Below are 15913 nucleotides of genomic sequence, written 5' to 3' on the forward strand. Positions count from 1 at the left end.
ATGGCCACGTTGCAACAAATGTAGGAGCGGATTCATCCGCGATGCGCCGCGCGGGCGGCGCTCGGTCTAATAGGCGCTGTAATACTCTCGTCGAACACCTCAATTCCAGAACAATTACTCCCCATTCCTCAGCGCAACTTTTGCGCAATTTTCAGCCAACTTGTCTCTCGCCCAATCTGCCCGCAAACCATAAAGTTGCCCCACTATTCCCCCTACGACTAAAGTCCGGTGTCTCCCGCTCGTGTCTACAAGTACCGTGGGGCCAGACAGTCATTCAGTTCGATTGTTGGACAATTCGATCGCGTCAGCCCCTATACCCGCTTTACCAAGGGCTATCAAGTGACCATGCGGTCATGCCCGTAGCCATGTGGTAATTAGCAGTCGTTAACTTTTCCGCGAGCGTTTCAACAAACAACGCTCAACTTTCTAAAGTTATTGCGCGTGTGCCGATAACCCTCGGTGACCGTGCTGGGAAGTTCCAAGTACTGCGATTCTCGCTGTGCCTTTGCCTGCGAATGGGTGTTGTATGTCGTACCTGTCTGCTGTTGATCGTCGTCAATTAATGCTGTCTGTCGTACTGGCTTGCCTGTGCGCCGGCAACCTGCATGCCGAGACATTTACCCCCGGCCAGGAAGTGCTGCGCCAACAGCAACAGCAGCAACACGACCTGCAGCAACTGCAACTGGAACAACGCCGCCGGCAACTGCAACGCGGCGCGTTCACCGCGCCCGACACCACCCCACAGACACCCAAGGCCTCGGCCCCGGATGCGCGCTGCTGGCCGCTGGCTGGGGTGCGCATCGGCGGTGTCACGCTGATCGACCGCGCCACCCTCGATGCCCGCATCGACCCCCTGGTGGCCGCGTGCATGGGCGTGGGGCAGATCAACCAGCTGCTGTCGGGCATCACCGCGCTGTACCTGGAAAAGGGCTATATCGCCAGCCGCCCCTACCTGAGCAGCGCCCCGGCGGCCGGGCAGTCGCTGGACATCCTGGTGGACGAAGGCTACCTGGAGGCCATCGAACTGGCCGACCAGCGCCTGCCGGTGTCCCTGGCCGGGGCCTTCCCCGGCATGCTTGGCGAGCCGCTGAACCTGCGCGACCTGGAGCAGGGCCTGGACCAGCTCAACCGCCTGCGCTCGGTCGACCTCACCGCCGACATCGCCCCCGGCAGCCAGCCGGGCGCCTCGCGGATCATCCTGCGCCCGCGCAGCGCAGGCCAGCCACGGGTTTCCGTGGGCCTGGGCCTGGACAATCTCGGCAGCGCCAGCACTGGCCGTGACCGCAGCGTGCTCAGCCTGAGCCTGGACAACCCGCTGGCGCTCAATGACCTGCTCAGCCTGTCGGCCAGCGATACCCTCAACCAGGGCGATCGCTACAGCCGCAACGCCAGCCTGTACTACGCGATTCCTTATGGTTACTGGACCTTCAGCCTGTTCGCCAGCCATGCCGAGTACCGCTCGCCGATCAAGCTCAGCACCCTGACCCTGCACAGCACCGGCATCACCGACCAGCTCAGCCTGCGCGGCGAGCGCGTGCTGTGGCGCGACCAGCGTCATCAATTGAGCGCCAGCCTGCAACTGGCGCACAAGGACGTCGACAGCGAATTCGCCAAGGTCCGCCTGGACGTGCAGAGCCCGACGCTGACGGTGGCCGAGGCCGGGCTCAATCTGTTCTGGCTCGACAGCGCGGTGTGGAATCTGGACCTCAACTACGCCCAGGGGCTGCACTGGTTTGGCGCCGACGACGATGCCGATCGGCCGGTGCCCGACCTGCCCATGGCGCAGTTTCGCAAGTACCGCGCCGGCCTCGGCCAGTGGCGCAATGGCCAGCTGCTGGGCCAACCCTGGCAGTGGCAGAGCCAGTTCAACCTGCAGTACAGCCCCGACCCGCTGCCAGCCATCGAGCAGTTGCTCGGCACCGACGATTCCGCCGTGCGCGGCTATCGCCTCAGCAGCCTGTCCGGGGCCAGCGGGGCGGTGTGGCGCAACACCCTGCGCCTGCCGCTGCAGCCCCAGGGGCCGCTGACCATCACCCCGCGGCTGGGGCTGGACCACGGCTGGATCAAGGCCGATCACGGCGCCGCCAGCCAGCGCCTGAGCGGCGCGAGCCTGGGCCTGAACCTGAGCTGGAAGGCGCTGCAGCTGGACGTTGACTACCAGCGCAGCCTGACCACCCCCAGCGGTTACCACCGCGAGCCTGAAGTCTGGCTGTTCAGGGCCGCCGTGCAGATTTGAGTCGCACCGAATTAGCAGTACCGACATGGAGAGTGACCTATGCCCAAGACCCCCTTTACCTTCAACCTGTCCCCGCAAGGCAAGCTGCGCTGGGCGATAGCCAGCCTGTTCCTGGCCGCGAGCCTGCCCCAGGCGCTGGCCGGCGGCGTCGTGGTCGCCCCCGGCCCTGGGGGCACGGCACAGTTGCAGACCCAGGGCGGCGTGCCCATCGTCAATATCGTCGCGCCCAACGGCGCGGGCCTGTCGCACAACCAGTTCCTTGACTACAACGTCGACCGCCAGGGCCTGGTACTGAACAACGCCCTGCAGGCCGGCCACTCGCAGCTGGCCGGTGAGCTGGCGGCCAACCCGCAGTTCCAGGGCCAGGCGGCGAGCGTGATCCTCAACGAAGTGGTCAGCCGCAACGCCTCCGCCATCAATGGCGCCCAGGAAATCTTCGGCCGCGCCGCCGACTATGTGCTGGCCAACCCCAACGGCATCTCGGTCAACGGCGCCAGCTTCATCAACGCGCCCAATGCCAGCCTGGTGGTGGGCCGTCCTGAACTGGACGCGGGCCGGCTCAAGGCCCTGGGCACCCAGGACGCCAACGGCCAGTTGCAGGTGCAGGGCGCCGGCCTGCGCAACGACGGCGGCTCGGTCAACCTGATCGCCCCGCGCATCGACAGCCAGGGTCGTCTGGATGCCCGTGACCAGCTCAACCTCACCGTGGGCCGCAATCAGGTGGACTACGTCAGCGGCCAGGCCAAGGTCGTCGACCGCGGCGCAGCCAGCGAGCAACGTATCGACGCCAGCCTGTTCGGCGCGATGCAGGCCGGGCGCATCAATATCGTCAGTACCGCGCAGGGTGCCGGTGTGCGGGTTGGGTCGGGGCAGATCGACGGCCGCGACGGCGTGCGTATCGACTCGGCGGGTGACCTGAATATCAGCGGCGCCGCCGTGGCCGACTCGCTGCAGGCGACCCGTGCCGGCGTGCGCAGCAGCCAGGGCGATGTCGAGCTGCATGGTGCCCAGGACCTGACCCTGGCCGCTGCCGACGTGGCCGGGCGCGACGTCAAGCTCGACGCCGGACGCAATCTCACCCTGAGCACCGTGCAAAGCCGCAAGCTCCAGGAAAAACGCGAGAACTGGCGCAGCGGCGCGTTGGGCATCGACTGGGAGACCTACCAGCGCACCCAGACCGACAGCGACACCCGCGAGCACGCCACCCGGGTCGTGGCCCAGCGTGATGCCGGGCTGCACGCCGGCCAGGACCTCACCCTCAGCGCCGCCAGCCTCGAGGCGCCCGGCAAACTGCGCCTGGACAGCGGCGCCGACCTGCGCCTGACCGCCGCCACCGAGCGCCAGGTGCAGACCGACCAGGGCAAGCACACCAAGGGCTTCTGGAAGGCCGACTGGGACAACCGCAATGAAACCCAGCGCAGCGTCACCAGCCAGCTCAAGGGTGGCGACATCGCACTGCACGCCAAGGCCTCGGTGCTGACCGAAGGTGCCCAGCTGACCAGTGGCCAGGACATCCGCATCGCCGGCAAGCAGGTGCAGATCAGCAACGCCTCGCGCACCGACCAGCGTGACAGCCAGAACCAGCAGAGCAAGTTCTTCGGCGTCAGCCACAACGAAGCCAAGCAGAACAGCCGGGAAAGCACCGCGGTGCGCAGCGAGCTGGTGGCCGGTGGCAGCGTCGGCCTGAGCAGCGCCGAGGGCATCGACGTGGTCGGCTCGACGGTCAAGGCCACCGGTGCGCTGAACGCCGAGGCGGCGGGGGATCTGAAGGTCGCCTCGGCCCAGGACACCCGCGAACACAACAGCGCCAGCAGCAGCCGTGGCTTCGTTGCTTCGGCCAAGGAGACCGCGCCGGGCTCCGGGCAGTATCGTGCTGGCGTCGGCTATGCGAGCGATCGCCAGAGCGCCGCTGGCAGCCAGGTCAGCCAGCAGGGTTCCAGCCTCAGCGGTAGCGAAGTACAGCTGGCCGCCGGTGGTAACCTGACCGTCAAGGGCGCTGCGGTGAAGTCCACCGCGGGCGATACCACCCTGGCCGGCAAGCAGGTGTCGCTGCTGGCCGAGCAGGACAGCCGCAGCGAGTCCCGCGACAGCAGCCATACCGGCGGTGGCGTCTACCTCACCGCTGGCCTCGACCGTGCCGGCGCCGGGGTCGACTTCGCCCATGGCACCCAGCAGGACGCCTCGAGCAGCACCACGGCGAAGACCACCGGCCTCGACAGCGCCGGCAGCGTGAAAATCAAGGCCGATACCCTGGCCAGCGAGGGCGCGCAGGTGAACAGCGCCGGCACCCTGAGCATCAGCGCAGGCCAGGTGGACAACCGTGCGGCCCGCGACACCACCAGCAGCAGCCACCAGCAGAGCAGCTGGACGGCGGATGTCGGTGTCAACGTCGAGTACAAGGACATCGCCCGGCCGATTGCCGGGGCGGTCAAGGACGTGGTGGACGGCAAGGTGTCGGTCAAGGATGCCCTTGACGGCAAGCTGCCGCTCAACGACGTCAAGGACGTGCTGGACGGCAAGACTTCGCTGACCGCCGCCCTGGGCAAGCTTGGCACGCCGAACCTGGGCGTCGACCTGGCCGTCGGCCATGCCAGCCAGCAGCAGGGCGAGCAGACCGGCACCGCGGTGGTCAGCCAGTTCAACGGTCAGGGCGTCCAGCTGGACGTGGCCGGCGCGCTGAAAGACCAGGGCACCCGCTACAACGCCAACGGCGGCGCGCTGGAGGTCAAGGCCGGTTCGCTGCAGGCCGACGCGGCCAGCAATACCCACAGCCGCAGCGAGCAGCAGGTGAACGCCGATGTGTCCGCCCGGATCTACACCAAGACCGGCGAAGACCTCAACGTGACCGCCAATGGTTCCGGTGGCAGCAAGCACCTGAACGAAGATACATCCACTGCCGTGGTCGGTACTTTCAGTGGCAACCAGGGCCTGAACATCCAGGTCGGTGGCGATGCCCGCTTCGAAGGCAGTCGCCTCGACGGTGGCCAGGGCGCGGTGGCTGTCAACACTGGCGGCAAGCTCGCCCTGGACCAGGCCAGCAACCATGAGCGTCGCGACACCGGCAGCCTCGGTGGCAGCGGTTCGCTGACCGTGGGCACCTTGCCGGTGGGCGACAGGGTCGACCTGGGCGCTGGGTTCCAGCTCGACCATGCCGGCGAACACAGTGTCGACAGCAAGGCCCAGGTGGCGAGCATCAGCGGCAACGGCTCGGTACGACTGGTCAGTGCTGGCGACCAGACCTTGCAAGGCACGCGCATCGACGCGGGCGGCCCGGTCGAACTCAAGGCCGGTGGCGCCCTCGACCTGCAGGCCGCCAGCGACACCCGGACCGTCAGCGGCAATCATCTGGGCGGTGGCCTCAATCTCGGTGGCAAGGCCGCCACCGGTGAGCAGGGCCGTGACCTGAGCGGCAAGCTGGGCGGCAACTTCAATGTGGGCCAGACCAACGAACGTTCGCAGACCCTGACCGGCGGCCAGTTGAACAGCCGCGGCAACGTGGACCTGGCCGGCCAGTCGGTGCATCTGCAGGGCACCCAGGTCGGCGCCACGGCCGTCAACGTCGGCGCAGGCGAGGGTGGCCTGGCGCTGGAGTCGGCGCAGTCCACCCAGGGCCGTACCAACTGGGGCGTCGAGGTGAAGGCCGGGAGCAACCTGAGCCGCACTACGCCGGCGGACGCCGGGCAACAGGTCAGCTCGTCCCATGACTTCGACCTGGGCGGCAAGGTGCAGGTGGATCATCTGCAGGCCACCACCCAGCAGAACAGCCATATCGCCGCTGGCGAGGTGACCCTGAACAGTGACGGTGCGGCGCAACTCAGCGGCGCACGGGTCGACGGCCAGCAGGTCGGCGGCAAGCTGGCGGGCGGGTTGACGGTCGCGGAACGCCAGGACACCACCACCTCGGTGCGGGTCGACCTGGGCGCGGGCCTGGCCGGCAAGCCGGGCGAGGCGAAGGAGGGCCAGGAGAAGCCAGGCTTCGACTACACGCCATCGTTCAATGCCCAGGGCGAGTTCGTGCGCAAGGCCGGGGTCACGCAGGCTTCGGGCATCGCGGCGCAGCGTGGGCTGGGGCTGCAGGTCAAGGGCGTGGAGCAGGGCGGTACCACGCTCGGGGCCGAGGTCAAGCCGCTCGGCTACCAGGTCAAGGCCACCCTCGACCTGCCCAAGCTGCCGGAGGCGGGCCTACCCAGCGTGTCGCTGGAGGGCGGCAAGCTGAAGGTCGGGCCGGTGACGGTCGAAGGCCAGGTTGACGGACTGACCAACAAGGGCTGACAGGGCCGCCTTGCGGCCCATCGCGGCACAAGGCCGCTCCTACAGGCGAACGCGTACCCCTGTAGGAGCGGCCTTGTGCCGCGATGGGCTGCAAAGCAGCCCCGGCAAGCCCAAGTCGGACGCCAATTTTCAACACCTTTAAAGGGCTGCCTGTTGCTGCTTGCCCTGCGCAGGATTGTCCGATCCCACCCCCCTCGCTGTCCGCCATTGCCCTGAACCCCCAGCCTGTCCCCGCCTTACTGTTGCTTCCTACCCACCACAAGAAAACGCCGTGCCCAAGCACGGTAGAAGAGGGGAGCACCATGGCGCTTTTCCCACCGCTGCTACCTGCAGCCGTCCTGACCACCCTGGCCCTGCTACTCGGCGGTTGCCGGGACGACAGCAAACCCGCCGTCACCCAGGCCCCCCCCGCGGACCCTGCGTTGGCCGCGCTGTACGCCAGCACCTGCCAGACCTGCCACGCCAACCCAGCGTCCGGCGCCCCCCTGGCAGGCGACGCGGCGGCCTGGGCCCCGCGCCTGGCCCAGGGCGTCGACCGCCTGCTGGAGCACAGCATCAACGGCTACCAGGGCATGCCGCCCATGGGCCTGTGCATGCAGTGCAGCGAGGCGCAGTTCCTTGCCCTGATCGGCTACATGTCCGGCCAGCCCCTCCACTGAGCGCAAGGTACTCCCATGACGATTCACCTTTCCCGTCGTCGCTGGCTGCAACACTCCGGCGCGGCCTGCGCGTTGCTCGCGCTTTCCGCCAACCCGGCACTGGCGCAACTGCTGCGCGCGCCGCGGCTGATCCCCTGGCGCAACTGGTCCGGCGCGCAGAGCTGCCTGCCGGAGGCGCGGCTGGCGCCGCAGAGCCTTGACGAACTGGCCCAGGCCATCCGCCAGGCCCCCGGCAGGGTGCGTCCGGTCGGTTCGGGGCATTCCTTCAGCGCCCTGGTGCCCAGCGACGGCACTCTAGTGTCGCTCGGCTATTTCAGTGGTTTGCTCGACCACGACCCCGCCACCCTGCAGGCCGAGTTCGCTGCCGGCACGCCGATGTCGGCGATGGGCGCGGCGCTCAAGGCGGTCGGCCAGGCGCTGCCGAACATGGCCGACATCGACTACCAGACCCTGGCCGGCGCGATCGCTACCTCGACCCATGGCACCGGCGTCGGCTTTGGCTCGTATTCCTCGAAGGTCACCGGCCTGCAACTGGTCACGGCCAGCGGCGAGGTCCTCGACTGCGACAGCCATCGCCACCCCGAGGTGTTCGCCGCGGCGCGGGTGTCCCTCGGCGCACTGGGCGTGGCCACCCGGATCCGCCTGCAGAACCGCGAGGCTTTCCGTCTGCGCGAGCGGCAATGGATCGCTCGCACCGACGAGTTGCTGGAGGACGTGGAGAAGAACACCCGGGAAAACCAGCATTGGGAAATGCTGGTAATCACCCATTCCGACTATGCGCTGTCCATCGCCCTCAATGAAACCAAGGATGCCGCCACCGCTGACCAGGATACGGCCGGCGGCAGTGGCAACGAATTCGTCAGCCTGATCGAGAAGCTCGACAAGTACGGCAGCGACTTTCCTGAAGCCCGGCGCGTACTGCTCAACAGCCTGCGGCATGTCGCCAGCTTCGACGAGCGGGTCGGTGACTCGTACGAGATCTTCGCCAATGTGCGCAACGTGCGCTTCAACGAGATGGAGTACTCGGTGCCCGCCGAGCATGGTCCGGCCTGCCTGCGCGAGATCCTCGCGCTGATCCGTGAGCGCGACCTGCAAACCTGGTTCCCCATCGAGTACCGCTACGTCAAGGCCGACGATATCCCGCTGAGCATGTTCGAAGGGCGTGACAGCTGCTCGATCTCGGTGCACCAGCACTACAGCATGGACCACCACAACTTCTTCGCCGCCATCGAGCCGATCTTCTGGAAATACGCCGGGCGCCCGCACTGGGGCAAGCTGCACACCCTCAATGCGCGCACCCTGCAGCCGCTGTATCCGCGCTGGAAGGCATTCACCGAGGTGCGTCAGGCGCTGGACCCGACAGGCAAGTTCCTCAATGGCCACCTGGCCTCGATCCTCGGCGTTGCCTGAGCACAAGGAGAGGTGATGAACAGACGCAAATTCCTGGTCGGCGCAGCGGGCGCCGGTGTGCTGCTGGCCGCTGCCGGCGCCTGGCTGCGCCCTGGCGCCCAAGGGGCGCCGCACGATGACTATTTCGCCAGGTTGCAGCGCGAGCTGCGCGAGCACGGGCCGATGCGCCCGGTGATGCTGATCGACCTCGACCGCCTGGACCACAACATCGATGTGGTGACCCAGTCGGTGCGCCGCGCCGGCAAGCAGCTGCGCCTGGTGGAGAAGTCGCTGCCCTCGCCGCAGCTGCTCGAGTACATCGCCCGGCGCGCCGATACCCGCCGGCTGATGTCGTTTCACCAGCCGTTTCTCAACGACGATGCGCTGCGCTTCCCCGAGGCCGACATCCTGCTTGGCAAGCCGCTGCCGGTGCGTTCGGCGCAGCTGTTCTACGAAGAGCACCGCGGCGCTTTCGACCCGGCCAGGCAACTGCAGTGGTTGCTCGACACCCCCGAGCGCCTGCAACAGTACCTGGCGCTGGCCCAGGGACTGGGCACCCGGCTGCGGATCAATATCGAGCTGGATGTCGGCCTGCACCGTGGCGGGGTCAAGGACTCGGCGCAGCTGGAGCGGATGCTGGCGATCATCGCCGCCAATCCCCGGCACCTGGCCTTCGCCGGCTTCATGGGCTACGACCCCTTCGTCGGCATGGGCGTGCCGGGTATCCTCGGATCGCCACAGGCGCTGTTCGCCAAGGTCATGGGCTTGTACGACGGCTTCGTCGACCACGCCCGCAGCCGTTATCCCGGGTTGTGGCGTACGGACCTGACCCTCAACACCGCCGGCAGCCCTAGCTACCGGATGCACGAGTACGAGCGCACCAGTAGCGAGGTATCGGTGGGTTCGGCGTTGCTCAAGCCCACCCACTATGACCTGCCGTCGCTGCAGGACCACCAGCCGGCGGCCTATATTGCCACGCCGGTGATCAAGCGCACGGGTGCGGTGCAGATTCCGGCGCTGGACGGCAAGTCGGCGTTGTTCGCCTGGTGGGACCCGAATCAGCGCGAGACCTTCTTCATTTATGGCGGCAACTGGCTGGCCGAGCCCGAGTCGCCCAGGGGACTGCGTTTCAACGGCCTTTATGGGCGCAGCTCCAACCAGGAAATGCTCAACGGCTCGGCGGCGGTGGGCCTGCAGGTCGACGACCAGGTGTTCCTGCGCCCGACCCAGTCCGAGGCGATCCTGCTGCAGTTCGGCGACCTGCTGGCGGTACGCGATGGGCGGATTGTCGAGCGCTGGCCGGTGTATGCGTAGCGGGTTGCTGCGCAGTCCATAAATTCATGCATTTCCCTGAATGGGCGGCCATCCCTTTCGCGGCACAAGGCCGCTCCTACAGGCGACCGCACTCCCTGTAGGAGCGGCCTTGTGCCGCGAAAGGGCTGCAAAGCAGCCCCGGCGATCAAGACGTAAACGCTGAAATTAGCAACTGATCGGGCCTCACAAACTAAACGGCAAACTCAGCTTGACCCACAACATCTCCCCCTCCGGCCTGTTGCGCACCGCGAACTCCTTGGCCCAGCGCGCCTCGATGCTGGCGTACTCGAGGAAGGTGTAATGCAGCGCCGGGCCAATGGCGAACACCTGCCCGCGCACCCCATCATCGACATCCTCACCCATGAAGCTCACGGTCCGGCCGAACTGCTTGTCGTCGGTGGTCTGCTTCACGTAGTAGCCATTGACCCCCAGGCGCAGGTTGTCGGTCACCCGATAGCTGGCCGAATAGTCGAAGTGGAACAGCTGCCCCGAGCGATAGTCGGTGTCATGGTTCTCTTCGTTGAAGCTGTAGGTGGCCTTGACCGACAGCTCGCTACGCTCGCTGGGCAGCCAGGTCGCCGACAGCAGCGGCTTGTAGGTGTAGAAGTTGTTGCTGGTGTTGGCCATGCGCGTGGCTTCGTAGTCGCCGGTGGGCAGGGTGATCTCCAGCGCCGCGCCCAGGGTGAGGTCCGCGCCCATGTCCCACAGGATGATCGGTGCGATGGTGACGTCGCCCTGGCTCTCGCGGCGGCTGCGCTGGCCGAACATTGCCACCTGCTGGCGCATGTAGGGCTGCGCCACGTAGCCGCCGACCCGCCCGCCGAACAGGCGCAGCGGGCTGAGGTAGTCCAGCCGCGGGATGATCGCATCGGAGGTGATCTTCACCTGCTCGACCTTGCCGCCGAGCGAGCTGATGTCCAGTTTTCGCGCCTGGTAGTGGTTGTAGTAGAGATTGAAGGCGAACATGTGCGCCGGCAGCTGGTCGACGTTCAGCGGCAGGACGAAGAAACCGTCGGTGCCGGGGCCGATGTTGTCCACGCCGTTTTCGGTGGCATGGGTCGGGAGGGCGAGGCTGGCGCTGAGCATGCAGGCGGCTGCCGGGGGCAGCCAGGCGAGGCGGGTCGGGTTCATGGTCGGGCTCGTTCTTATTGTTGTGGGCGAGCGGCGTTGTGCCGCCCTATACAAATAAGCGCTGGCCGCCTGGGGGCGCAGGGCCGTGCCGGACAGGCAGGGGGGCTTTGCCGGACACTCTGCAATATTTTGTTACTCTCGCCGTCGGGGCGCGTCCCTGCGCGATATCATGACGGCGCCGAGCGCAGTGCCCCCGACAACAAGAACCTCAGGCGCCTCGGCCCGGGAGCAGCCTTTCATGCCCAGTACCCCCCTTGACCCGCAACTCGACCTGGCGCTGGCCTCGCCGTTCATGTTGCAGACCTTGCTCCAGCTCGCCAGCGACCGTGGCCTGGACGGCGAGCGGCTGTGCCGAGGCCTGGGCTTCACCCCGGCCGAGCTGCAGGACCCGGCCCAGCGCATCGCCTGTCGCCAGGCCGTGGCACTGATCCAGCGCACCCTGCAGGCCTTGCCCGGGCAGGGCCTCGGGCTGTGGGTCGGGCATCGCAATGTACTGGGCACCCTGGGCCTGCTCGGCCACGTGCTGTCGTTGTGCAGGACCTTGCGCGATGCCTTCGAGGTAGGCGCGCGCTACCAGCACGCCAGCGGCGGCATCGCGGTCTACAGTCTTCACGAGGACGAGCGGGAGACCTTTATCGAGGTCGACTGCCGGCTGCCCTACGCCGAGATCCAGGTGTTCGCGGTGGAGGAGTTCTTCGCCAGCCTGATGGTCTACGGCCGGACGCTGATCGGTACCGAGTTCCAGCCGCTGCGTTTCGAGTTCACCCATCCCGCGCCGGCCTACCGGGACACTTACGTGCATCTGTTAGGGCCGGCAGTAGCGTTCGGCTGCCTGCACAACCGCATGGTGATCGCCAGCCGCTGGCTCGACCAGTCGTTGCCCGGGCATCAGCCGGTCGCCCTGCGCCAGGCGCTCAAACTGCTGGAGCTGGAGTGCGCGCCGCTGCAGCACAAGGCCAGCCTGCTGCAGAGCGTGGAGCGCGCCATCGCCCGCGACCTGCCCGACGGCTGCCGGATCGACAGTGTCGCCGCCGACCTCAACATGAGCAGCCGTACCCTGCGCCGGCACCTGACCGAGCACGGCGTGACCTTCGAAGGCTTGCAGGAGCAGGTGCGCCAATCGCGGGCGACGAGCCTGCTGGGCAACCCGAACATGCCCATCGAACGTATTGCCGAGGCGCTCGGCTACAGCGATGTGCGCGGCTTTCGTCGGGCGTTCAAGCGCTGGACCGGACAGAGCCCCTCGGCCTGGCGCGACAGCCCGGCCCTGTAGGGGGCGCTCAGACCGCCGAGAACACCGACCCGGTCATCCGCTCGCTCAAAAGCTCCAGCGCCCGCAGCCCCGCCAGCGAATTGCCCGAGGCGTTCAGCGCTGGCGACCACACGCAGATGCTGTAGCGCCCTGGCACCACCGCGACGATGCCGCCGCCCACGCCGCTCTTGCCCGGCAGGCCGACCCGGTAGGCGAAGTTGCCGGCCTCGTCATACAGCCCGCTGGTGGCCATGATCGCATTCACCTGCTGTGCCTGGCGTGGGCTGAGCACCTGCTCGCCGCTGTGCGGGCAGTAGCCGCTGTTGGCCAGGAAGGCGAAGCCGCGGGCCACGTCGGCGCAGCTCATGGACAGCGCGCAGTGGTGAAAGTAGCTGCGCAGCACCGCGTCGACATCGTTGTGGAAGTTGCCGAAGGCCTGCATCAGGTAGGCCATGGCCGCGTTGCGCGCGCGGTGCTGGTATTCCGACTCGGCCACCACCGTGTCGCTGACGATGCGCGGGTTGGCCGCCAGGCGGCGGACGAAGTCGCGCATCGACAGGGTGGGCGTGGCATAGCGCGACTGGTTGATGTCACAGATCACCAGCGCCCCGGCATTGATGAACGGGTTGCGTGGCCGGCCTTTTTCCACCTCCAACTGCACCAGCGAGTTGAACGCCTGGCCCGAAGGCTCGTAGCCCAGCCGCGACCAGATGTCCTCGCCGCTGTGGTTGATCGCCTGCACCAGGCTGAACACCTTGGAGATGCTCTGGATCGAGAACGGCGTGTGCGCATCGCCCGCGCAGTGCAACTGGCCGTCCAGGCTCTGTATGGCGATGCCCAGCTGGTTCGGGTCGACCTGGGCGAGGGCGGGGATGTATTGCGCCACCTGGCCCTGGACGAGCAGGGGGCGGACGTGGTCGAGGATCTCTTGCAGGAGTGCTTGCATCGGGAAACCTGGTGCGAAGGAAAGGCGCGTTCGAAAACGTTCAGGTAGACGATGGTTGCTGGCTGCGGAGCACATCGATTACACAGACGCTGCCAGCCTTCCTTTCACACCGGGTAGTCCAGGCTTGCCATCAAGGCATCGAGTCAGAACCTGCTGCGCACGGTCAGCATGAGGTTGCGCGGGTCGCCGTAGAAGTTGTTGTAGGCCGAATTGCCCACCGTCGCGTAGTACTTCTTGTCGAACAGGTTGTTGGCGTTGAGGGTTGCCGACCAGTGCTCGTCGATCCGGTAATCCAGGCTGGCGCTCCAGATCGTGTAGCCCGATTGCAGGAACTTGTAGTCGACCGGGTCGCCATCGAAGCGGCCAGTGGACGGGTTGAACGGGCTGACCGTGCCTTGCTTGGAGGTGCCGCTCTGGCTGGTCGCGCCCAGGCCGACCTTCCAGCCCTGCAGCCCGCCGGGCAACTGCCAGGTGCCCCAGACCTTGAGCAGGTGCTTGGGCGTGACGCCTTCGAAGCTGCCACGACCGTCGCTGGCGTCCTTGGCCTCGAGGCGATTGTAGGTGTAGCCGGCGGTCAGTTGCAGGCCGCGGGCGACTTCGCCGCTGATCTCGGCGTCGAAGCCCTTGCTGGTGACCTGGCCGGCGTTGAAGTAGCAGCAGGTGGCCTCGCTGCCAACCGGGCCGCTGCCGTTTTCATCGTAGACGGCGGTGTCCTGTTGCTCGATCCGGTACACCGCGAACGAGCTGTTGAGGCGACCGTCGAACCATTGGCCCTTGAGGCCGACCTCGTAGTTCTTCGAGGTGGCGGGCGCGATCTGGGCGCCACTGGTGTCGGTGTTGCCGGCCTGGGGCGTGAAGGTTTCGGCGTAGCTGGTGTAGGCGGTCCAGCGATCATTCAGGTCGTAGGTGAGGCCGGCGTAGGGGGTGAACACGCCGTTTTTGTGCTGCGTTTGCGGACGTGAGGGCGGGGTGGTTCCGTCGTAGAAGTCCTGTTTGTTCTGATAGCTGTAGTCGGTCAGGCGCCCGCCGAGAATGAACTTGAGCTCATCGCTGAGCGCCAGGCGCGTCATGCCGTAGGCGGAGCGGCGGATTTCGGGTAGCAGTTGTTTCTTGTTCGGCGTGCTGCCCAGGTCCTGCGGCGGGGTGCGTCCGCCGAGGTCCACGGGAATGCCGGAAATCAGGCCGGTGCGCTGGATCACCGAGCCGACGGTGTTGCTGTAGTCCACGCCCAGCAGCACGTCATGATGGCGGTCGAAGGCATCGAACCCGCCCTTGAGGTAGCTGTTGACGGTCTTGCGCACGCTGCCGCCCTTGTTCGGGTACTGGTGCCAGCTCGGTCCGCTGCCGGTCTGCGGGTCCACGCCGCCGAAGTAGTACAGGCCGGTGGAGTCGCGGTCGATGTCGACGTAGGTCAGGTCGGTGGTCAGCGACCAGTCACTGGTGAAATTGTGTTCCAGCCGGGTGTACAACTGCGTGGTCTTTTCCCGCACCGTGTTCCAGTTGGAGGTAAACGCGGTGTGACGTGGCAGCTTCAGGTCGGCACCGTCGCTGTAGCGCGGCAGCCCAGCGAAGTAGGGTACGCCATCGTTGTCCTGGAAGCTGCCGCCGACGGTGAGCACGGTGTCTGGCGTCAGGTCGAGTTCAAGCGAGCCATAGGTCAGCGAGTTGCGGGTATCGACGTAGTCCAGAAACGACTTGCTGTCCTGGTACGCCAGGCCGAGACGGCCACGCAGGGCCGCGCTGTCGACCAACGGTCCGGTGACATCCAGCTCGCTGCGGTAGTTGTCCCAGCTACCGGCCGAGGCGGCGAAATTCAGGTGCTGCTCGCGCAGGGCACGCTTGCGCACAAGGTTGACGGTGCCGCCGGGGTCGCCGGTGCTGGAGTACAGGCCATCGACGCCGCGCAGGAACTCGACGCGCTCGTACTGGGCCATGTCCAGCTGGCTGAGCGAACCGTAGCCGGCGATGGAGCTGGTCAACGGCGCGCCACCGTCGAGGGTGGTGTTGGACACCGCGAAGCCGCGGGAGAAGAAGTTGCTCTCGTTGCCCATGGCCGCCTGGGAGATCCCGCCCTTCTGTACCGAGACGCCGGTCATCTTGCCCATCACGTCGGTCAGGCTGTTGAGGTTCTGCTCCTCGATGCGCTTGCGGGTGATCAGCGACACCGAGTGAGGCACTTCGCGCAGCGAAGTCGCCACCTTGCTGCCCACTGTCGCGCTGGCGGCGGTATAGCTGTCGGCATCGTCTTGCAGGCTCTGGCTGTCGATCTGCGTGGCACCCAACTGTACGGCGTCGTCGTGCGCCAGGGCGACCAGCAGGTAGACGCCATTGGCCTGACGGACCGCCTGCAGGCCGCTGCCCGCCAGCAGCACGGCAAACCCCTGGTCGATACTGTAGCGGCCTTGCAGGCCGGAGGAGCGCAGGGCCCGGGTGGACGCGCCGTCAAATGACAGCGCCACTCCGGCCTGGCTGGCGAAACGGCTCAGGGTCTCGGTCAGGTTGCCGGGCGCAATGTCGTAGACCCGGGCCTGGGTGCTGCTGACCGATGCGGCCAGGGCGATGCCGGGCAACGCGAACGTGGTGCCCAGTGAAAGGTGGATGGCCAACGCCAATGCCGAATGTACCGAGTGCCGCGTGCTCATGCTTCCCTTCCCAAGTGGTTGAGTGGTGTCAGATGGAAGGAAGGGCCGAACGAGCGCACATGAAAGTGCAAA

The 15913-nt window shown here is 66.7% G+C and carries 9 protein-coding genes; 6 read left to right on the forward strand and 3 right to left on the reverse strand.

The annotated features are described in order from the left end of the window. The first annotated feature begins 562 nt into the window (after window positions 1-562). The 5 genes from AC0MAZ_RS13370 (at window position 563) to AC0MAZ_RS13390 (ending at window position 9870) form a co-directional block, all read left to right on the forward strand. The gene (locus tag AC0MAZ_RS13370) at window positions 563-2236 is read left to right on the forward strand and encodes a ShlB/FhaC/HecB family hemolysin secretion/activation protein (protein WP_442800031.1); all 1674 of its coding nucleotides are present in this window, start codon (window positions 563-565) and stop codon (window positions 2234-2236) included. A 39-nt stretch (window positions 2237-2275) separates the two neighbouring features. Next, complete coding sequence (locus tag AC0MAZ_RS13375) at window positions 2276-6508, forward strand: hemagglutinin repeat-containing protein (protein WP_475858134.1); 4233 nt, start codon at window positions 2276-2278, stop codon at window positions 6506-6508. A gap of 302 nt (window positions 6509-6810) precedes the next feature. Continuing rightward, window positions 6811-7167 carry a c-type cytochrome gene (locus AC0MAZ_RS13380; protein WP_203647298.1) on the forward strand — a complete coding sequence of 119 codons (357 nt, stop codon included), beginning with the start codon at window positions 6811-6813 and terminating at the stop codon, window positions 7165-7167. A 15-nt stretch (window positions 7168-7182) separates the two neighbouring features. Then, window positions 7183-8577, forward strand: coding sequence for a D-arabinono-1,4-lactone oxidase (locus tag AC0MAZ_RS13385; RefSeq protein ID WP_232856904.1), 1395 nt, complete (start codon window positions 7183-7185; stop codon window positions 8575-8577). A 15-nt stretch (window positions 8578-8592) separates the two neighbouring features. Further along, a complete protein-coding gene (locus AC0MAZ_RS13390) occupies window positions 8593-9870 on the forward strand; it encodes a DSD1 family PLP-dependent enzyme (RefSeq protein ID WP_475858137.1) in 1278 nt (425 codons plus the stop codon). Between the two features lie 183 nt (window positions 9871-10053). On the opposite strand, the gene AC0MAZ_RS13395 is transcribed toward AC0MAZ_RS13390, so the two are convergent. Next, window positions 10054-10956 carry a SphA family protein gene (locus tag AC0MAZ_RS13395; RefSeq protein ID WP_232856931.1) on the reverse strand — a complete coding sequence of 301 codons (903 nt, stop codon included), beginning with the start codon at window positions 10954-10956 and terminating at the stop codon, window positions 10054-10056. 283 nt (window positions 10957-11239) lie between these two features. Here AC0MAZ_RS13395 and AC0MAZ_RS13400 point away from each other — a divergent pair, with 283 nt between their 5' ends. After that, entirely contained in the window at window positions 11240-12274 is a 1035-nt protein-coding gene (locus AC0MAZ_RS13400) for an AraC family transcriptional regulator (protein WP_232856903.1), read from the forward strand. Between the two features lie 7 nt (window positions 12275-12281). On the opposite strand, the gene glsB is transcribed toward AC0MAZ_RS13400, so the two are convergent. Further along, a complete protein-coding gene (gene glsB / locus AC0MAZ_RS13405; protein WP_475858138.1) occupies window positions 12282-13199 on the reverse strand; it encodes a glutaminase B in 918 nt (305 codons plus the stop codon). 143 nt (window positions 13200-13342) lie between these two features. Next, a complete protein-coding gene (locus AC0MAZ_RS13410) occupies window positions 13343-15841 on the reverse strand; it encodes a TonB-dependent siderophore receptor (RefSeq protein ID WP_475858139.1) in 2499 nt (832 codons plus the stop codon). Between the last annotated feature and the right edge of the window lie 72 nt (window positions 15842-15913).

This window comes from Pseudomonas sp. A, assembly GCF_056270345.1.

What these genes read in the sequence shown, in the direction of transcription:
- AC0MAZ_RS13370 (WP_442800031.1), top strand. Translation starts at nt 563, where the DNA reads ATGCTGTCTGTCGTACTGGCTTGCCTGTGCGCCGGCAACCTGCATGCC.
- AC0MAZ_RS13375 (WP_475858134.1), top strand. Translation starts at nt 2,276, where the DNA reads ATGCCCAAGACCCCCTTTACCTTCAACCTGTCCCCGCAAGGCAAGCTG.
- AC0MAZ_RS13380 (WP_203647298.1), top strand. Translation starts at nt 6,811, where the DNA reads ATGGCGCTTTTCCCACCGCTGCTACCTGCAGCCGTCCTGACCACCCTG.
- AC0MAZ_RS13385 (WP_232856904.1), top strand. Translation starts at nt 7,183, where the DNA reads ATGACGATTCACCTTTCCCGTCGTCGCTGGCTGCAACACTCCGGCGCG.
- AC0MAZ_RS13390 (WP_475858137.1), top strand. Translation starts at nt 8,593, where the DNA reads ATGAACAGACGCAAATTCCTGGTCGGCGCAGCGGGCGCCGGTGTGCTG.
- AC0MAZ_RS13395 (WP_232856931.1), bottom strand. Translation starts at nt 10,956, where the DNA reads ATGCTCAGCGCCAGCCTCGCCCTCCCGACCCATGCCACCGAAAACGGC.
- AC0MAZ_RS13400 (WP_232856903.1), top strand. Translation starts at nt 11,240, where the DNA reads ATGCCCAGTACCCCCCTTGACCCGCAACTCGACCTGGCGCTGGCCTCG.
- glsB (WP_475858138.1), bottom strand. Translation starts at nt 13,199, where the DNA reads ATGCAAGCACTCCTGCAAGAGATCCTCGACCACGTCCGCCCCCTGCTC.
- AC0MAZ_RS13410 (WP_475858139.1), bottom strand. Translation starts at nt 15,841, where the DNA reads ATGAGCACGCGGCACTCGGTACATTCGGCATTGGCGTTGGCCATCCAC.